Source organism: Actinomadura citrea, assembly GCF_013409045.1.
GTDB lineage: Bacteria > Actinomycetota > Actinomycetes > Streptosporangiales > Streptosporangiaceae > Spirillospora > Spirillospora citrea.
Genome location: NZ_JACCBT010000001.1, coordinates 5,658,955 through 5,677,102 on the forward strand (window position 1 = coordinate 5,658,955; position 18,148 = coordinate 5,677,102).

The 18,148-nt window shown below is 72.4% G+C and carries 14 protein-coding genes; 4 read left to right on the forward strand and 10 right to left on the reverse strand.

Annotation, left to right across the window (positions count from 1 at the left end):
• The first annotated feature begins 56 nt into the window (after nucleotides 1–56).
• From BJ999_RS26325 to BJ999_RS26335, 3 genes are all read left to right on the forward strand, one after another.
• Entirely contained in the window at nucleotides 57–1,280 is a 1,224-nt protein-coding gene (locus BJ999_RS26325; RefSeq protein ID WP_179835758.1) for an MFS transporter, read from the forward strand.
• Nucleotides 1,281–1,358: 78 nt separating this feature from the next.
• A complete protein-coding gene (locus BJ999_RS26330) occupies nucleotides 1,359–2,168 on the forward strand; it encodes an ArsR/SmtB family transcription factor (RefSeq protein ID WP_229810381.1) in 810 nt (269 codons plus the stop codon).
• Nucleotides 2,161–2,691, forward strand: coding sequence for a hypothetical protein (locus BJ999_RS26335; RefSeq protein WP_218935243.1), 531 nt, complete (start codon nucleotides 2,161–2,163; stop codon nucleotides 2,689–2,691). Before BJ999_RS26330 ends, BJ999_RS26335 begins: the two co-directional genes overlap by 8 nt.
• Here the strand turns inward: BJ999_RS26335 and BJ999_RS26340 are convergent, their stop codons facing one another.
• The 10 genes from BJ999_RS26340 to BJ999_RS26385 all read right to left on the reverse strand — a co-directional run bounded on the left by BJ999_RS26340 (nucleotide 2,692) and on the right by BJ999_RS26385 (nucleotide 15,645).
• Nucleotides 2,692–4,332 (reverse strand): TerD family protein, encoded by a 1,641-nt coding sequence (locus tag BJ999_RS26340; protein ID WP_179835759.1) that lies wholly within the window; start codon nucleotides 4,330–4,332, stop codon nucleotides 2,692–2,694. It lies immediately after the preceding gene.
• Between the two features lie 6 nt (nucleotides 4,333–4,338).
• On the reverse strand, nucleotides 4,339–4,908 hold the full coding sequence (locus BJ999_RS26345; RefSeq protein ID WP_179835760.1) for a TerD family protein: 570 nt from the start codon (nucleotides 4,906–4,908) through the stop codon (nucleotides 4,339–4,341).
• A gap of 166 nt (nucleotides 4,909–5,074) precedes the next feature.
• Nucleotides 5,075–6,190: a S1 family peptidase gene (locus BJ999_RS26350; RefSeq protein ID WP_218935244.1), complete on the reverse strand. Its 1,116-nt coding sequence runs from the start codon at nucleotides 6,188–6,190 to the stop codon at nucleotides 5,075–5,077.
• Between the two features lie 156 nt (nucleotides 6,191–6,346).
• Nucleotides 6,347–9,037, reverse strand: a complete 2,691-nt coding sequence (locus tag BJ999_RS26355; RefSeq protein ID WP_179835761.1) for a sugar-binding protein — start codon at nucleotides 9,035–9,037, stop codon at nucleotides 6,347–6,349.
• A 19-nt stretch (nucleotides 9,038–9,056) separates the two neighbouring features.
• Nucleotides 9,057–9,848: a carbohydrate ABC transporter permease gene (locus tag BJ999_RS26360; RefSeq protein ID WP_179835762.1), complete on the reverse strand. Its 792-nt coding sequence runs from the start codon at nucleotides 9,846–9,848 to the stop codon at nucleotides 9,057–9,059.
• Nucleotides 9,845–10,816: a carbohydrate ABC transporter permease gene (locus BJ999_RS26365; RefSeq protein ID WP_179835763.1), complete on the reverse strand. Its 972-nt coding sequence runs from the start codon at nucleotides 10,814–10,816 to the stop codon at nucleotides 9,845–9,847. Before BJ999_RS26365 ends, BJ999_RS26360 begins: the two co-directional genes overlap by 4 nt.
• Before the next feature lie 89 nt (nucleotides 10,817–10,905).
• The gene (locus BJ999_RS26370) at nucleotides 10,906–12,264 is read right to left on the reverse strand and encodes an extracellular solute-binding protein (protein ID WP_179835764.1); all 1,359 of its coding nucleotides are present in this window, start codon (nucleotides 12,262–12,264) and stop codon (nucleotides 10,906–10,908) included.
• Between the two features lie 59 nt (nucleotides 12,265–12,323).
• Complete coding sequence (locus BJ999_RS26375; RefSeq protein WP_229810383.1) at nucleotides 12,324–13,520, reverse strand: carbohydrate kinase family protein; 1,197 nt, start codon at nucleotides 13,518–13,520, stop codon at nucleotides 12,324–12,326.
• On the reverse strand, nucleotides 13,517–14,887 hold the full coding sequence (locus BJ999_RS26380; protein ID WP_179835765.1) for a 6-phospho-beta-glucosidase: 1,371 nt from the start codon (nucleotides 14,885–14,887) through the stop codon (nucleotides 13,517–13,519). The genes BJ999_RS26375 and BJ999_RS26380 overlap by 4 nt, the downstream gene beginning before the upstream one ends.
• The gene (locus BJ999_RS26385; protein ID WP_229810384.1) at nucleotides 14,884–15,645 is read right to left on the reverse strand and encodes a DeoR/GlpR family DNA-binding transcription regulator; all 762 of its coding nucleotides are present in this window, start codon (nucleotides 15,643–15,645) and stop codon (nucleotides 14,884–14,886) included. The genes BJ999_RS26380 and BJ999_RS26385 overlap by 4 nt, the downstream gene beginning before the upstream one ends.
• A gap of 322 nt (nucleotides 15,646–15,967) precedes the next feature.
• On the opposite strand from BJ999_RS26385, the gene BJ999_RS43180 reads away from it, so the two are divergent.
• Nucleotides 15,968–18,145: a discoidin domain-containing protein gene (locus tag BJ999_RS43180; protein ID WP_218935245.1), complete on the forward strand. Its 2,178-nt coding sequence runs from the start codon at nucleotides 15,968–15,970 to the stop codon at nucleotides 18,143–18,145.
• Nucleotides 18,146–18,148 lie beyond the last annotated feature (3 nt).

The following is an 18,148-nucleotide window of genomic DNA, read 5'->3' on the forward strand; positions in this document are numbered from 1 at the left end:
GCAAACTATTCGCAACAAATGCCTACTCGATTCGACTCCTGGAGTGCAGCCGGCCCATGCCCCATCTGATGCCCCCCGCCGGGCCGCAGCGCGTCATCGCGGCGTCGAACTTCGTCTACACCGTCGGCAGCGGTCTCTACCTGACCGCCGGCGTCCTGTACTTCACCCAGGCGGTGCACCTTCCCGCGAGCCAGGTCGGCGCCGGTCTCGGGATCGCCGGGCTCGTCTCGCTGGCCGTGGGAATCGGCGTCGGCCATCTCGCGGACGCCAAGGGAGCGCGCGGCGTCTACGCGGCGACCCTCGTCGTCCAAGCGCTGGCGACGGCGGGATTCGTGCTGGCGGACCGCTTCTGGCCCTTCCTCGTCGCGGTATGCGTGGCCACCGGAGCCAAGGCCGCCGGGCTCGCGGCGCGCAGCCCGCTGATACGGCGCTACGGCGGGGACCGGCCGCAGGAGTTCCGCGCCTACCTTCGCGCCGTGACCAACGTCGGCATCTCGCTCGGGGCGGTGCTGGCGGGCTGGGCGGTGCAGGTGGGCACGCTCACCGCCTACCAACTCCTGGTCATCGGCAACGCGGCCGCCTTCGCCGTGTCCGCTGCGGTGATGTTCCTCCTGCCCGCCGTACCGCCCGGGCCCGTCGTCGAGGGGCCGCGGTGGACCGCCCTGCGCGACCGGCCGTACCTCGCGCTCACCGCGATCGACGGGATCATGGCCGTCCAGTTCAAGGTGCTGACCGTCGCCATCCCGCTCTGGCTGGTCGAGGCGACCACCGCGCCTCGATGGCTCGTCTCGGGGACCATGGTCCTCAACACCGTCATGGTCATCGTGTTCCAGGTGCGGGCCAGCCGCAGCATCGACTCCCCCGCGAGCGGGGGCGGCGCCTACCGGCGGGCGGGTGCGGCCTTCCTCCTCTCGTGCTCGTTCGTCTCGCTCTCCGCGGGGACGCCGGCGTGGGCCGCCGTGGCGCTGCTGCTGACCGCGGTCGTGATCCACACACTCGGTGAGCTGTGGCATTCCGCAGGGGGATTCGAGGTGTCGTTCGCCCTCGCTCCCGACCATGCCACCGGCCAGTACCTGGGCGTGTTCGGCCTGGGCGCCGGGCTGGCCGAGGCTCTCGGCCCCGGCCTCCTCATCTTCCTGTGCATCACGTGGGGACGTCCCGGCTGGTACGTCGTGGGAGCCCTGTTCGCCTTGACAGGTCTGGCGGCACCACTGGCCGTCCGGTGGGCACAACGACCGCGCGGGCACCTGGCCGTCTCCAGGGACGCCCGGGCCATCTGACGGGGCTCTTACCAGGTGAACCGCCGGATCGGGGGACGCGCTTGACGTTAGGCAGGTAAATGCCTGCATAATGAGAGGGTGAATCTGGAAGCGGGCGGGATGGACGCGGTCTTCAAGGCGCTGGCCGATCCCACGCGGCGCCTGCTGCTCGACCGGATGCGGGAGCAGAACGGGCAGACGCTGCGTGAGCTGTGCGAGCGGCTTGACATGGCGCGTCAGTCGGCGACGCAGCATCTCGACGTCCTGGTGGGCGCCGGCCTCGTGACCGTCGTCAGGCGGGGGCGGGCACGGCTCCACTACCTCAACCCGGCGCCCATCCACGAGATCGAGGAGCGCTGGATCTCAGAGTTCGACAGGCCCCGGCTGCAAGCGCTCAGCGCCCTCAAGACCCAGGCAGAGGAGTACGCGATGACCGGCGAATCGACGACCGTTCCGACCTACGTCTACGTCACCTACATCCGCGCGAGCGCGGAGCAGGTGTGGCGCGCCCTGACCGACGCGGATCTGACGGCGCGCTACTGGGGGCACGCCAACATCTCGGACTGGCGGCCGGGCTCGCCCTGGGAGCACCGGCGCTCCGACGGATCAGGCGTGGTCGACGGCGTCGGCCGCGTGCTGGTGGCCGAGCCGCCGACGCGCCTGGCCATCACTTTCGAGGACTCCCCCGGCGTCGAACCGCCCAGGGACGCGTCCGTCGTCACCTTCCTCGTCGAGCCGCACCACGACATCGTCCGGCTTACCGTGACCCACGAGAACCTCCCCAACGAGGAGATGCTCAACGGCATCTCGCAGGGGTGGCCGGCCGTCGTGGCGAACCTCAAGTCGCTGCTGGAGACCGGCGACGTCCTCCCGCAGGTGCCGTGGGAGATGTCCGGAACGCATGCCTGAGCCGGCCGACCACGAGCAGAAGGAAGACATCATGGACACCGCTCCGCTGCGGGACGCCTACCGTGCGCTGCTGGACGCCGCCGCTGGCGTGGCCGACACCGATCCCGTCCCGCCGCCGGGCGAGTGGAACGCCGAGCAGATCCTGGCGCACGTCAGCATCATCAGCGCCGTCACGATCGCCGCCGTCTCCGCCGTCGCCTCGGGCGCGATCGCGACCTATGACAACCGCATGGCCCAGGAGGGCTGGACCATCGAGCGCGTCATCGCGCAGGCCGGCGGCGGCGCGGGGCTCCGGGACCGCATCGCCCTTCAGGCGGACGCCCTCTGCTCGCTCGGCGGGCCGATGCTCAGCGACGCCGAACTCGACACCCTGGTGCCCACCCGGCTGGTGTCCAACGGCGCGCTCCTGGTCGACCAGCCCGTGCCCCTGCGCGACCTGCTCGGCGGTCTGACCGAGACGGAGTTGCCCGGCCACACCCGGCAGATCCTCGCCCTCGCGCCGAGCGGCGCCGGGGGCGACTGACTACGGCGCGGTGCCGGCGCGGGCGTGGATGCCGAGGACGTGGGCGAACAGCGCGGGGACCCGGGAGCCGCCCGCCGTGTCCGGGAGCACCTCGGGGGTCAGCGCCCATTCCGCGCCCACCCACGAGTCGCCGATGGAGCCCTCGCTGGAGGGCAGGTCGTTGCAGGACTGCCGGACGCGCATGGTGCGCACCGACTCGGCCGCGGGGGTGTCGGTCTCCACCAGGAGCACCGGGACGCCGACCAGCGGTCCGTCCTCGACCAGGCGCAGGAGGTGGTGCGCCTCCTCGCCGTCGAGCGCGGCGCCCGCGTCCAGGACGACGACCAGGCGCAGCGGCGGTCCCGCGGCCGGTCCGTCGTCGCCGCCGATGCGGCGCAGGTCGACCAGGTCGAGGAGGCGGCGGAGGCGTTCGGCGGCCGCCGGGCCGGTCGCCACGCCGCCGCCGAGCAGGCGGGCGGTGGTGGACGGGTCGAACCCGTGCAGCCAGCCGGCGCCCGACAGGCCGGCGGCGTCGATCACCTCCAGGCCGACGAGCCCGGGCGGGACGGCCGCCAGGAACCGCGTCACCAGCGACCACGCGTAGGCGGCCGAGTCGCCCGGCATGGTCCCCCGCGAGATCCACACGGCGCGCCGCAGCGGCAGCCGGAGGACGAGCGGCACCTGCAGGGCGGGAAGCTCGGCGGTGGACAGGCGGCCCAGCAGCATGCCCTCGGCCAGGTCGGGGCGGGGCTGCCAGGTGAGCCAGGCCGGCGCGTCGAAGGGCGCGGCCTCCGGGGTGACCTGCGGCTCCACCCGGGCCAGCTCGTCGCGGAGCTGCGCGGCGTCGGCGCGCAGCCGCTGGTCGGCCGCCTCCATGAGCCGCTGGAAGCCGCCGGGCGGCTTGCGTCCGGCGATCTCCTCGTTGCGCAGGACGAGCGCGTGCTCGGTGGAGGAGTGGAACGCCGCCAGTGACCGGCTCGCGTCCTCCCAGACGAGCCAGCAGCGCTCGACATAGCCGACCTCCGAGGCCGACGGGGACGCCGGCCGCGAATCCGCGGGCGGCGGGCTGGCGGGCGGAGGGACCACCGGTGGAGGGCTCGCGGGCGGAGGGACCGCGGGTGAAGGGATCGGCGGGGGCGGGCCGACGGCGGGGGCGGGCTCGGGTTCGCCCGGGTCGTCCACCTCGATGCCGTGCGCTTCGAGCAGCTCGGCCAGGCCGCCGCCGTAGCCCTGGCCGACGGCCCGCACCTTCCAGCGGCCGTCGCGGCGGTAGAGCTCCAGCCCGATGATGGCCCTCTCCGGGCCGAGACCCGGGACGGTGAACTCGACGAGCGGGTCGCCGGTGCCCGAGGTGAGGACGAGCCGGGGCGGCGGCATCGTGCCGAAGGTCGTCGCGCCGGTGAGGCTGACCGCGATCAGCACCGCCGCGGCGTCGGCCGGGACCGCGTCGAGGTCGACCTCGACGCGCTGGCGGCCGTCGCCGGACCAGCGCACGCCGGGCGCCTCGGGCGCGTTGTAGAACACCAGGTCGGCGTCGGAGCGCACCCGCAGGCCGGGACCCACGAGCAGGGCGCTGACATCGACGGGGACGGCGCAGGACGCGGTGGCGGTCACGCGCCGGGCGGGCACCGGTGCGTTGGCGCCGGGCGACAGTTCGGCCATGGGCGGTCAGGCGAGCCCGACGATCGTGGGCAGCATGTCCTGGAAGGTGCGGCCGTGGCAGGGCTCGCCGATCGCGTTCATCTTCCAGGTCTCGCCGTGCCGGTAGAGGCGGGCCATCACCATGGCGGTGTGGGCGCCGCCGCCGGTCAGCGTGTAGCGGGCCAGCTCGCCGCCGTCCGCCTCGTTGACCAGGCGGCAGAAGGCGTTCTCCACCTCGTTGAACGTCTGCCCGTTGAAGGAGCTGACGGTGAACACCAGCGAGGTGACGTGCACGGGCAGCCTGCCCAGGTCGACGATGACGGACTCGTCGTCGCCGTCGCCCGCCCCGGTGAGGTTGTCGCCGGTGTGGCGGACCGAGCCGTCGTCGCTGACCAGCTTGCCGAAGTAGACGACGTCGGCGAGGTTGCCGTCGGCGAAGAGCACGCAGGACGCGTCGAGGTCGATCTCCCGCTCCCGGGAGCCGAAGAAGCCCTTCTTCTTCACCGCGTCCCACCCGAGGCCCATCCGGACCATGCTGAGCGCACCGCCGGGCTTCTCCAGCGAAATTCGCTGACCCTTCACCATTGAGACGGTCACGACCGTCGCCTCCTCGCTGTCCCTGAAGGCACCCCGAACACGGTGCGCGCACAGCCTTTCAGCCGATCCGCTCGTTGTCATCCGATTCGTGGCTCAGGTGTCGCAAGCGATACCGCCGGCAATAAGAAGCCCAGGCCGAATGTGGCCTGGGCCTCCTTTCGCGGGGTCAGCCGATTTCGGCGCCGAAGACCTGGAGGGCCTCGGTGACGGGCTGGAAGAAGGTGACGCCGCCGGTCCGGCAGTCGCCCGAGCCGCCGGAGGTGAGGCCGAGCGCGGTGCCGCCGGCGAAGAGGGGTCCGCCGCTGTCGCCCGGCTCCGCGCACACCGTCGTCTGGATCATGCCGGTGACCGTCCCTTCGGCGAAGTTCACGGTGGCGCCCGTGGCGGTGACGCTGCCCGCGTGGACGCCGGTCGTGCTGCCGCTGCGGAACACGCGCTGGCCGACCACGGCCTCGCCGGCCTCGGTGATCTCCTGCGCCTGGCCGTTGTAGAGGTTGACCGCGCTCTGGCCGGCCCCGCCCTGCTCGGTCTGGACGAGCGCGAAGTCGTTGCCGGGGAAGTCGCTCTCCACCGTCGTGCCGAGGGCCTCGGCGCCCTCCTGGTCGGCGGCCCAGTTCTGCACCTCGTTGCCGCAGTGCCCCGCGGTGACGAAGAAGTCCTGGCCGCCGCGCTTGACGTTGAAGCCGAGCGAGCAGCGCGCGCCCTGGCCGAAGATCGCGTCGCCGCCGAGGGCGAGCGTGTGCAGGCTGCCCCGGATGCGGACCATCCGGACCGCCGCCCCCATCTGGCGGGCGGTGCGCTGGACGGCGGCCATCCGCGCGCCGGTGACCGTGTCGTCCGTCCACACCGTGACCCTGGACGTCGCGGGGTCCACGGCCCATCCGGTGCCGGGGATGTCCGAGACCGAGCGGCGCAGCGCGCCGGTCACCCGCCTCAGCGTCGCCGGGCTGCGCCGCGTCATCTTCGGGACGGCTCCCGCGGCGCGCACCGCGGCGGCGTCCGTGGCGTTGGTGACCGTGACGACGGGGCGTCCCGCCGAGTCGACGTAGGCGCCGGTCGTGCGGTCGCCGAGCCGGCCGGCGATCCTGGCGGCCTTCGCGGCGGCCTGCCCCGTGGGCGCGGCATTCCCGCGGCCCGCCCGGGCGTCGCCCGCGAGCCTGGCCTCCTGCCCGCCGGACCGTCCCTCGGTGTGCACGACGTACAGCGAGCCGGCGACGAGCCCGGCAGATCCGGCGGCCACCGCGGTCATCGTGACCGCGGTGCGCAGCCGACTGTTCCTCACGCTCTTCCGGCGCCTCATGAACCCTCCCGGTTCCGGGGTGTCGATCTACGCGTGGGGATACGCGCCCCGGCGGGACGGAGTTCAATGCGCCTCGGTGCTCCTGCGTCCTGCCGCCGGGCCGGGGGGCGTTTCCGCTCCCCGGCCCGGCGGGTCGGATCAGCCGCCCAGGCGGACGGCGCTGCTCGCCGTTCCTCCCTTCGCCGCCTCGAAGGCCACGGTGAGGGTGCCGGTCGCGCCCGGCACGGTCACGGTGGTGGTGCCCGCCTTGCGGATCTCGACCTGCTCGGTGCCGAGCAGCCTGCCGTCCCACACGTGGACGTGCGCGGTGCCCGGTCCGGTCGCGAGGAGTCTGACGGTGGTGGAGCCGCCGGAGACGGCGGGCCGGCCGGCGATCCTCGCGGTGTCCGAGCGCGGCGCCGCGGGTCCGGCGGCGAGCGGGACGCCCGTGCGCACCGCCTGGGTGATCGACTCAGGCGCGTTCACCGACCGCGTCGCGTCGGTCGGCATGACCGGCGGAGGAGGCGTGGTCGGCATGCCGGACGGCGGGGTGTGGCCGGGCAGGGACACCAGGCCCCACCGGTACGGGTCGCCTTGGACGCCGCCCCAGGTCGACCAGCCGATCCGGGTCTGGCCGGTCTTGTCCTGGGTGTCGGAGTCGTAGACGAAGACGTTCAGGCCCATGCGCCGCGGGTCCACCGCGGTCGGCAGCGCCGTGAACGGGATCTCCGCCTCGACGACGTACCCGGCGTAGGGATCGGCGACCGTCGAGGCGACCCGCATGCCCGGCGCGGTCTCCTCGCCGGGTCCCTGGCGCGCGTCCGCGTCGCGTTCGAAGCACGGCTTCCCGTCCGACATCTTGGGGAAGATTCCGGTCTTGAAGGTGGTGGAGGTGTTCTCGGAGTCGCCGCGCGGGTCGATCCCGATCTCGACCGAGTCGGTGCGCCAGTGCCGCTTGCAGTCGTCGGCGCCGAGCACCGTCCCCTGCTTGTCGTCGCGGACCTTGACCAGCACGTGCAGCGCCTTGTCGGTCCAGGTGACCTTGCCGGTGGCCGAGCAGTCGTCGGCGGACTCGCACGCCGAGCCCTCCCAGCGCCGGGACAGGTTCAGCTCGGGCCCGGGGTACTCGCCGGGCGACTCCTTGCCGTCCACCGCCGGCGCGGTCGACGCCTTCGGCAGTTCGGCCGCCGGGACCAGTTCCAGGGCGCCGTTCTGCACGTCGGTGTCGCCCGCTGAGGAGGTCGTGGTGATGGTCAGGTCGTAGTCGCCGTCGGTCCCGCCCTCGTTGGAGGTGGGCAGCGACTTGTCGGCGTTGGTGACGGTGAACGTGGCCGAGCCCGTCTTGCCCGCGTCGAGGGTGTAGGGCTTGGACGCGGCGTCGGCGGTGAAGCCCGCGGGGAGGCCCAGCCTGACCGTGCCGGACTGTGCCGAGGCGGTCGTGTTGGACAGGTCCACGCGCACCTGGCGGGACGCGCCGGACGCCAGCGTGAGGACCCGCTTCACCTGCCCCGTCAGAGCCGGGACGCCCGTCTTGTCCGCCCAGGTGTCGAAGTCCGAAACACGGGGCAGCGGCTCAAGGACGCCGGTGACGGCGGGCCGGACCTCGACGGAGGTGGCCGTCTGGCCCTCGGCGCCGCCGCCGGTGAGCGTCGCCGAGAGCTGCGCGCGCCCGGCCTTGACGCCCGGCGGGGGCGTGACGGTGAAGGTCGCCGTGCGCTCGGAGCGGCCGACCGCTCCCAGCGCACCGGTGCCTGTCACGTTCCAACCCGTCGGGACCGCGAGCGTCGCCTTCGCCGCCCGCAGCCGCTCGGGCGAGCTCGCGTGCGCGGTCACCTTGAAGGGACGTCCCGCTGTCACGCCGAACGCGTCCGTCGTCAGCGAGAACCGGCTGCCGAGCGGGAGGCCGCCCTTGGCGGGCAGCACCGCGCCCTCCAGCATCGCGGACGGGTCGGCGTTCCCGAGCGTGAACGGAACCCGGCTGTGGATCTGCCGGAAGTAGTCGCATCCGATCTGGGCCGGGTCGGACGGGACGTCCGGGAAACCGCCCCAGCCCTGGCTGACGTACGTCCGCTGGGCCTCGCGCTCCACCTGTGCCCACGTCTTGCCGCCGTTACGGGCGGACGCGCGTCCTCCCCACACGCCGTAGGCGACCGACGCCGCGGCGGACGGCGTCCCTTTGGCGGCGCAGCCTGAGCCGACGGGCCCCGATGCTCCGCCGGTCTGGAACAGGCGTCCCGGCGCCCAGGTGCGCAGCCCCTCACGGCCGAGCTGCGCGGGGTAGGACTTCGGGTCGGCCGCGGCGAAGTAGGCCTCGGTCGCGAGCCGGGCGGCCTGCTGGTGGTTGCCGTGCTGGCCCGGGAGCGGCGCGGGGACCATGGTGACGATCACCTTCGGCCGCGTCTCGCGGACGAGCCGGACGACCTTCTCCAGGGTCTTGTCGTGGTCCCAGGTCTCGGCGGTGAGCGGGGTGCTCACCGTGTAGTAGAAGTCGACCTTGTCCAGGTAGTGGATGTCGGTGACGCCGGCCTTGCCGACGGCGCGGCGCTCCTCGTTCTCGCGGAGCAGCCCGAGTGCCGGGCCCTCCTCGGTTCCGGAGGCGTTGCCGCCGCCCTCGCCGCGGGTGACGGTGAGGACGCCGATCTTCGCCTTGGCGTCCTCGTTCCACTGGCCGAGGGTCGACAGGGCGCCGGCCTCGTCGTCGGGGTGCGCCCCGACGAACAGGACGTCGAGCCGACCGTCGGCGGAACCGGCGCCGCCCGGGTCGGCCGCCTGTGCGGGCGGACCCGCGAGGGCGACGGCCATGGCCGCGAGCGCGGCGGACAGGACTGCGGGTAGGGCGAGTCTTCGCATGAACTCTCCTGTTCTTTCCCTACTCCTTGACGGCCCCCGAGAGCATTCCTGCGATGAACTGGCGCTGCAGGAAGACATAGACGATCACGATGGGCGCGGCGATGATCAGCGCGCCCGCCATGAGCAGCGAGTAGTCGGTCTTGTGGGTGCCCTGGAAGAAGGACAGCCCGAGCGGCGCGGTGCGCAGCCCCTCGTCCGAGTTGACGATCACCAGCGGGAGCAGGAACTCGTTCCAGGTCCACATGGTGGTCAGCAGCACCATGGTGAGGATGGCCGGGCGGCCGACCGGCACGAGCACGCGCCACAGCGTCGTCCAGCCGGACGCGCCGTCGATGCGCGCCGCCTCCAGCAGCGACCGGGGGACGCTGCGGAAGTAGGCGCGCATCCAGAACGTGCCGAACGCCACCGACATGGCCACCTGCGGGAGGATGAGCCCGGCGTAGCTGTTGTCGAGCCCGGCCGACCTCAGGTCGAAGTACAGCGGGACCACGATGGCCTCGGTCGGGATCGTCAGCCCGGCCACGAACAGCAGGAACAGCGCGCCGGACCCGCGGAACCGCATGGTGCCGAGCGCGTAGCCCGCCATGATCGACAGCACCGCGGCCACGACGACGGTGACGGTCGTGACGATGAAGCTGTTGCGCAGGTAGGTGGCGAAGTGTCCCTCGCGCCAGGCCGTGCCGAACGTGGACAGGTCCGCGTGCGGCAACTGGAGCGCCTGCGCGACGACCCCGATCATCGGGAACACCGCGATGACCGAGAAGACGACCAGGATCGCGTGGTTGACGAACCGTTCCGCCCGGACGTTCATGCGTCCTTCCCTTCCACGAGCCGCCGGACGCCGGCCGTGACGGCGAACGCCAGCACCGCCAGCGTGACGCCGATCGCGCAGCCGAGGCCGACCTCACCGGTGTTGAACGTGCGGTTGTAGACCTCGTAGGCGGGCACCTTCGTCGCGTCGCCCGGCCCGCCGGAGGTGGCCATGTAGATGAGGTCGAAGTTGCGGATCGCCATGATGGTCGTCAGCGTGAGCGCCACCGCCAGCTCCCGCCGCAGCCCCGGCAGGGTGACGGCGAAGAACTCGCGGACGGCTCCGGCGCCGTCGATCCGCGCGGCCTCGTACAGCTCCCGCGGGATCTTCTGCACCCCGGCGAGGAACAGCACCATCGCCAGGCCGATCCCCACCCACGTCCCGACGGCCCCGACCGCGGGCAGCGCGAAGGTGAAGTCGCCGAACCAGCCGCGCCGCCAGTCCGGCAGGCCGAGGGCGTGCAGCCAGCCGAGGACGGTGTTGACCGGCCCGTCGGTGGAGTACACCCACCGCCACGCCACGGCCACCGCGACCATCGCGACGACCTGCGGCAGGAACAGCACGGTCCGGAAGAACGTCAGGCCGCGGATCTTCGTCCGCGACATGGCGCCGACCAGGACGAACGCGATGCAGCACGGCAGCACGGAGTAGAACAGGATGAGGATGAGCAGATGCCCGAACGCGCCGCGCAGCGACGGGTCCGACCAGGTGGCGGTGTAGTTGGAGAACCCCGCCCACGTCGCCTCGCCCAAGCCGTCCCAGTGGTAGAGGGAGAACTGCGCTCCCCGCGCCAGCGGCCACAGCAGGAACGCCCCGTAGACCAGCAGGGCCGGCAGGGTGTAGAGCCAGCCGATCCGGCCGGGCTCCCCGGGTGATCCGGAGACGGGCCGGCCCTGCCGCCGTGCCGCGTGCGGGGCCGCTGCCTCGCGCCTGTGCCTTGAGGTCTTTCGCCGCGCGACGGTCGTCATGTGCGGGCTCCTTGGTCGTGCGTCCGGCGCCGTCCCGCCTCCGTCCGCGCCGCAGGCAAGGCGCGGACGGAAGCGGGCATGGCCGATCCCTACTTCTTCTTCTGGAAAGCGGAGTAGTCGTCCTGGGCCGCCTTCATGACCTCATCGGCCGGTTTGCGCCCGGCGATGAGCTCCTGCAGCGGTCCGCCGAACGCGTCGGTGAAGGTCGGCGTCGCGTAGTCGAGGTACGGGGTGATGCCGTCGTTCTTGCTCAGCTCGGCCCACGCCGTCGACACCTCCTTCAGCAGCGGCTCGGCCGGCTGCTTGGAGGGCGCGGCGAGCGCCGGCAGGTTGCCGGTCTCGACCGAGACGTCCATCGCCTCCGGGGAGGTGATGAAGTTGATGTAGGCGGCGGCGACGTCCGGGTGCTTGCTCTTGGCGGTGATCGACCAGGGCAGGCTCTCGCCGCCCATCGTCGCCGACGGCGCCCCGGCCTGCGCCGGGGGCGGCAGCATGAAGCCGACCTTGCCCTTCATCTTGTCGTTGAGCTCGGACGCCCACCACGTCCCGCCGAACATGAACACGCCGTCGCCCTTGGCGAAGTTGACGGGGGTGTCGTCCCACTTGACGGCGTTGGCGTCCTTGGTGAAGTACCCCTTCTTCGACCAGTCGCCGAGCCTCTGCGCCGCCTGGACGTTCGGGGCGTCCGTCCAGGAGCCGCCGCTGCCGAACACGAGCTTGCGGACGGCCTCCTTGTCGGCGGCGCCGTCCTGGAGGATGCCGTACAGCTGCATCGCGGGCAGCTTCTCCAGGTTGCCGAACGCGATCGGGACCTCGCCCTTGCCCTTGGCCGTGGCGAGCGCCTGGTCGAACTCCGCCCAGCTCTTCGGCGGCTGGACGCCGAGCTTGGCGAGCTTCTCCTTGTTGTAGTAGAGACCGACGATCTCGCCGTTCAGGGAGACGCCGTACAGGCTGCCGGACCCGATGAGCTTGCCGTCCTTGGTGACGCTGTTCAGGTCCGTCAGGCCCTTGGGGTAGCGCTTGCGCCACCCGTAGACCTGGTCGTAGGAGTCGAGCGGGAGGAGCATCCCGGCCTTGACGTACTGCGCCATGGACGCGTAGCCCTGGTTGGCCTCCACGACGTCGGGCGGGCTGCCGCCCGACAGCGCGAGCCGGAGCGTCTTCTGCAGGTCGCTGAACGACCGCGACACCCGCTTGATCTTCACGTTGGGGTACTTGGCCTCGAAGCGCTGGTTCAGCGCCTCGATCTGCTTCTTCTGCCCGCCCTGGACCTCCTGGTCCCAGACGGTCAGGGTCACGTTCCCGGCCTTGGCCACGTCGGTGCTCACCGCGGCGGGCGCCTTGGTCTCCGGCTCGTCGCCGGACGAGCCCGGGGCGCACGCCGCCGCGAGCACGGTCGCGAGGGCCGCGACCGCGGCGGCCGCCCCTCTCCTCGTCAGTGTCGGCATTCCTACGGCTCCCTCTTGCTCTCTGTCCTGCTGCGTCCGCGCCGGTCGGGGACGGCGCGCTAGTGGTCGGCCCGAAGGGTGGGCTCGGCCCGGACGACGGTGTCGGTCGCCGAGTCGGGGATGAAGTCGACGACGAAGGCGTACGGTTCGAGGACGGACTCGGGCACCTCGCCGGACTCGCCGAACGCGGCGATCTCCCCCCAGCACGGTGCGCCGAGCGAGCCGCTGCGGTGCCGGACCGACAGGCCCGCGCACAGGTTGGCGAACCGCAGCCGCTCCAGAAGCGGGAGGCCGGCGAGCGTCCCGAACAGGAACCCCGCGCCGAACACGTCGCCGGCGCCGGTCGCGTCGAGCGGCCGCACCGGCAGCGCGTCGGTCTCGGCGACCTCGCCGGTCGCCGAGTCGATCGCGATGGCGCCCGCGCCGCCGCGCTTGACGACGACGACCGGGACCCGCTCGGAGAGGACGCGGGCCGCGTCCTCCGGTGTGCTCGTGCGGGTGTAGGCCATGGCCTCCACGGCGTTGGGCAGGAACACGTCCACGTGCTCCAGCCGGTCGAGGACCTCGCTGGACCACGTCTCGGTGGCGTCCCAGCCGATGTCGGCGAACACCGCGGCGCCCGCCCGCCGCATCTCCTTCGCCCAGCCCGGCACCGGATGCTCGATGTCGACGAAACAGGCGCGTGCGGCCGGCGGCGGGGAGCCGAGCACCGCCTCCGCGTCGCCCGTCTCGCCCGGGTCGAGGTCCGGCAGGGGCCTGGCGTAGGTGACCATGCTGCGGTCGGAGTCGTAGGCCAGCGACACCGTGACCGGGGTGGGCCAGTTCTTGATGCGGCGGGAGTGCCCGAGGTCGATGCCCTCCTGCTCGGCGAGCGTCCGCCACAGGTAGGAGCCGAACATGTCGTCGCCGAACGGGGCCGCGAGCCCGACCCGCAGGCCGAGCCGGCTCATCGCCACCGCGATGTTGGCGGCGCCGCCGGGCGCCGAGCCGAGGCCCTCGGTGAACATCTCGGTCCCGGGCGGCGGCAGCCCCGGCAGCCCGGTGAAGATCATGTCCATGAAGACCTGGCCGCTCAGGAAGACGTCCAGCCCGGGCGCCGGGCCCGGGTCGTCCCCGCCGCGCAGCAGGTCGCCCGCCGGGACCCGTTCGGTGCACGGGTCGGCCATGGAGGGTTCGGGCGGCTGCCCGGGGGCCGCGGCGCCGCCGGGCGCGGGGCGGTCCACCGGCAGGCTCCCGTCCAGGATTTCCACTGTCATGACGACTCCTCACGGGAGAAGACGGCGGCGACCTCGGGGATCCGGTCGATGTAGCCGTCGAGCAGCAGCCGGCCGATCCGCGCCGAGTCGACCAGGGGGTGCAGGGCGAAGGCCTTGGCGGCCTCGGTCCGCGAGCCGGTCACGGCCGCGCCGACGGTCAGCCGCTCGACGGCCTTGACCTGCTGCATTAGCCCGGCCTGGTGCAGGTCGGGCTGGTCGAGGGGAAGCGGGTGGACGCCGCCGGCGTCGACGGTGACGGGCACCTCGACGACCGCGTCCGGCGGCAGCGCGGTGACGGTCGCGCCGTTCCGCACGTTGAGGATCATGGTGGCGGGCTCGTCGCGGCTGATCGCGGCCATCACGTTCAGCGCGACCCGGGCGTAGCCCTCCTCGGCGGGGTCGACGCCGGAGTGGTCGTCGAGCGCCTCGCCGGTCCGGGCGCCCTTCATCTCGGCCATGTAGCTCGCGCTGCGGGAGGCGACCGTCTCGCGCCACAGCTCCATGGCCGCGCCGGCAGAGGCCGCCGCGATCCGCTCGTAGAACGCCTCCTGCTGCTTGAGCAGGAACTCGCCGCGCGTCTGCGGGGCGTCCAGGGTGGCGCGGACCGCCTCCCGGTTGAAGTAGTAGTAGTACAGGTACTCGTTGGGGATCAGGCCGAGGTCGCGCAGCCACTCGCGGCCGAAGACCACGCCCTCCTCCAGCGTCCCGAGCAGGTCGTCGTCGGCCAGCAGGCGGGGCAGGACGTCCACGCCGTCGTGCAGGATGCGGCGCATCCAGCCGAGGTGGTTCAGGCCGACGTAGTCGAGCCGGATCCGGTCCGGGTCCAGGCCGAGCGCGGCGGCCACCCGCATGCCGAGGCCGGACGGGGTGTCGCAGATGCCGAGCACCCGGTCGCCGAGCACGCCCTGCATCGCCTCGGTGATCATCCCGGCCGGGTTGGTGAAGTTGATGACGTAGGCGTCCGGCGCGAGCGCCTTCACGCGATGCGCGATGTCGAGCATCACGGGGATGGTGCGCAGCCCGTAGGCGATCCCGCCGGGGCCGGTGGTCTCCTGTCCGAGCACGTTCAGGTCCAGCGCCACGCGCTCGTCGCACACCCGTCCCCGCAGGCCGCCCACCCGGACGGCGGCGAAGACGAAGTCGGCGCCCTCCAGCGCCTCGTCGAGCCCGGTGCTGGTGAACACGCGCGGGGCGTCCTCCGCTCCGGCGGCGAGCGCCGCGAGGACCTCGGCCATGCCGGCCAGGCGGCCGGCGTCGGAGTCCTGCAGCCAGACCTCCTCGATGCGCGGGGAGCCGGGGTCGCGCAGCAGGGCCTGGTACACGTAGGGCACCCGGAACCCGCCACCGCCGAGAATGGCCAGCTTCATGCGATGTACACCTTCCCGCCCGCCTCGCGGCAGACCTCCAGAGTCCGGGGGTCGGCCCCGGCCGTCGTGACCAGCGCGTCGACACGGTCGATCGAGCACACGCGCAGCGAGCCGGTACCGGGGAACTTGGCCTCGGAGGCGACCAGCACCACCCGGTCCGCCGACTCCAGCATCGCCTGCTTGATCGGCGTCTCGACCTCCATGTCGTCCATGACGTGGCCGTCCGGCCGCACCCCGGTGCAGCTCAGGAACACCAGGTCGGCGCGGACCTGGCGGAGCGCGGTCTCGGTGAGCGAGCCGACGAGCGAGAGGTAGTTGCGCCGCACGACGCCGCCGAGCAGGCACAGCCGGACGGCGTCGTCGTCGCGCAGCTCGTCCAGCACGGCCAGGTTGGCCGTGATCACCGTGACCGGCCGGCCGCGCAGGTGCCGGGCGAGGAGCCGGGTGCTGGTGCCGATGTCGAGGACCACGACCATGTCGTCCTCCACCAGCTCCGCCGCCCGCTCGGCGACCGCCGCCTTCTCGGCGCTGTCGTGCTCGGCCGACGCCGCGAAGGAGATCTCCGGCGCCGCCGGGCGCGGGGACAGCGCCGCTCCCCCGTAGGTGCGCATCAGCTCGCCGTTGCGGTCGAGCACGTCGAGGTCGCGGCGGATCGTGGACTCGCTGACCTGAAGGGTCTCGGCCAGCTCCCGGACGGAGGCGGCGCCCTTGGCACGCAGGGACGACACGATCTGCGCCCGTCGGATGCTCGATGTCACGCGGTGGAAGGTAACACCGCTGCTCGACATCCGTCATCACCCTGGCGGAAACCTGCTCGAAGTCCGTCATTCGCTTCTCTGACGTGCGCGGACACGGTCAGGACGGTGGTGAAGTCAGCGGGCGCTGTCGAGGGCTCGGAACGTTCCATAGACGGTACGGGCGGAGGGTCCGCAGGCCGCCGCGCGGGCTGTCAGGACGGAAGGTCAAACCAGCACAAAGAGGACCCTTGACGACCACATAATTCCGACCTTAAATCATGATGTGAAATAACGCGCGTGTTCTGAGGGCCCCCGCTCACCCACCCACGCGAAGGAGATGCGCATGCATCCCGTCCCACCCCGAGGGCCGTCCAGGAGAGCCTGGCCGGCCGCCGTCTCCGCCCTGTCGGTCGTGGTCGCGCTCGCCGCGCCGGGCCCGGCCGGCCGCGCCGCCGCGGCGGCGTGCGGCTCGTCGGACGCGGCGCTGAACCGGCCGGCGACCGCCTCGTCCACCGAGAACGCGTCCTTCCCCGCCTCCGCCGCCGTCGACGGGAATCCCGCGACCCGCTGGTCGAGCACCTTCGGTGACCCGCAATGGCTCCAGGTCGACCTCGGCACGGCCCAGGACATCTGCCAGGTCGTCCTCACCTGGGAAGGCGCCTACGCCGAGGGCTTTCAGATCCAGGTCTCCGACAACGCCGCCAACTGGACCTCGCTCTACTCCACCACCGCCGGCACGGGCGGGAGTCAGACCCTCAACGTCGCGGGCAAGGGCCGCTACGTCCGCATGTACGGCACCGCCCGCGCGACCCAGTGGGGATACTCGCTGTTCGGGATGGCCGTGCACACCGGCTCCGGCGGCGGCACGCTCCCCGGCGGAGGCGACCTCGGGCCCAACGTGCTCGTGTTCGATCCGTCCATGAGCACGTCCGACGTCCAGGGCAGGCTCGACGCGGTCTTCCGCGAGCAGGAGAGCAACCAGTTCGGGACGGCCCGGTACGCGCTGCTGTTCAAGCCGGGCAACTACAACGTCAACGCCGACCTGGGCTTCTACACCTCGATCGCCGGCCTCGGCCGCAATCCCGACGACGTCACCATCAACGGCGGCGTGACCGTGGACGCGGGCTGGTTCGGCGGCAACGCCACGCAGAACTTCTGGCGGTCCGCCGAGAACCTGTCGATCACCCCGTCCGGCGGGGCGGACCGGTGGGCGGTGTCGCAGGCCGCGCCGTTCCGCCGCGTCCACGTGCGCGGTGACCTGAACCTCGCTCCCACCGGCTACGGCTGGGCCAGTGGCGGCTACATCGCCGACTCCAGGGTGGACGGCCAGGTGCAGCCGTACTCGCAGCAGCAGTGGCTGACGCGCGACAGCCGGATCGGCGGCAACCTCAACGGCGTGTGGAACATGGTGTTCTCGGGCGTCGAGGGGGCGCCGGCCCAGAGCTTCCCGAACCCGCCCTACACCACGCTGAACACCAGCCCCGTGACAAGGGAGAAGCCGTACCTGTACACCGACGCGTCCGGGGCGTACGGGGTCTTCGTCCCGGCGCTGCGGCGCGACTCGCGCGGGACGACCTGGTCGGGCGGCTCCACGCCCGGATCCTCCCTCCCGTTGTCGCAGTTCTACGTGGCCAAGCCCGGAGACTCGGCCGCCACCATCAACGCCGCGCTGGGCCAGGGCCTCAACCTGCTGTTCACGCCCGGCGTCTACCACCTGGGGCAGACGATCAACGTCACGCGTCCCGGCACGGTGGTGCTCGGCATCGGGTACCCGACCCTGGTCCCCGACAACGGCGTGGCGGCGATGAGCGTGGCCGACGTCGACGGCGTGAAGCTGGCCGGGATGCTGTTCGACGCCGGGACGGCCGAATCGCCGGTGCTGCTGCGGCTCGGCCCCGACGGCGCGAGCGCCGACCACGCCGGCGACCCCTCGTCGGTGCAGGACGTCTTCTTCCGGATCGGCGGCGCAGGGCCCGGCAAGGCGGCCACGAGCCTGGTGGTGAACAGCGACGACGCCCTGCTCGACCACATCTGGGCGTGGCGCGCCGACCACGGGAGCGGTGTCGGCTGGACGGTCAACACCGCCGCCAACGGCGTGGTCGTCAACGGAGACGACGTCACCGCCTACGGGCTGTTCGTCGAGCACTACCAGAAGTACCAGCTCGTCTGGAACGGTGAGCGCGGCAGGACGGTCTTCTTCCAGAACGAGATGCCCTACGACCCGCCGAACCAGTCCGCCTGGCGGAGCGACTCCCCCGACGGCTACGCCGCCTACAAGGTCGCCGACTCCGTCACCGCGCACGAGGGCTGGGGCCTCGGCAGCTACTGCTACTTCAACGTCGACCCGTCGATCGTGGCGGCGCGCGGCTTCGAGGCCCCCGACCGGCCGGGCGTGCGGTTCCACGACCTGCTCACGGTCTCGCTGGGCGGCAACGGGGTCATCCGGCATGTCGTCAACGACACGGGCCCGGAGGCCTCCGGTACCGACACCGTCCCGGCCAACGTGGTCGGCTACCCCTGACCC

What these genes read in the sequence shown, in the direction of transcription:
- BJ999_RS43180 (WP_218935245.1), top strand. Translation starts at nt 15,968, where the DNA reads ATGCATCCCGTCCCACCCCGAGGGCCGTCCAGGAGAGCCTGGCCGGCC.
- BJ999_RS26370 (WP_179835764.1), bottom strand. Translation starts at nt 12,264, where the DNA reads ATGCCGACACTGACGAGGAGAGGGGCGGCCGCCGCGGTCGCGGCCCTC.
- BJ999_RS26325 (WP_179835758.1), top strand. Translation starts at nt 57, where the DNA reads ATGCCCCATCTGATGCCCCCCGCCGGGCCGCAGCGCGTCATCGCGGCG.
- BJ999_RS26380 (WP_179835765.1), bottom strand. Translation starts at nt 14,887, where the DNA reads ATGAAGCTGGCCATTCTCGGCGGTGGCGGGTTCCGGGTGCCCTACGTG.
- BJ999_RS26335 (WP_218935243.1), top strand. Translation starts at nt 2,161, where the DNA reads ATGCCTGAGCCGGCCGACCACGAGCAGAAGGAAGACATCATGGACACC.
- BJ999_RS26365 (WP_179835763.1), bottom strand. Translation starts at nt 10,816, where the DNA reads ATGACGACCGTCGCGCGGCGAAAGACCTCAAGGCACAGGCGCGAGGCA.
- BJ999_RS26340 (WP_179835759.1), bottom strand. Translation starts at nt 4,332, where the DNA reads ATGGCCGAACTGTCGCCCGGCGCCAACGCACCGGTGCCCGCCCGGCGC.
- BJ999_RS26355 (WP_179835761.1), bottom strand. Translation starts at nt 9,037, where the DNA reads ATGCGAAGACTCGCCCTACCCGCAGTCCTGTCCGCCGCGCTCGCGGCC.
- BJ999_RS26360 (WP_179835762.1), bottom strand. Translation starts at nt 9,848, where the DNA reads ATGAACGTCCGGGCGGAACGGTTCGTCAACCACGCGATCCTGGTCGTC.
- BJ999_RS26375 (WP_229810383.1), bottom strand. Translation starts at nt 13,520, where the DNA reads ATGACAGTGGAAATCCTGGACGGGAGCCTGCCGGTGGACCGCCCCGCG.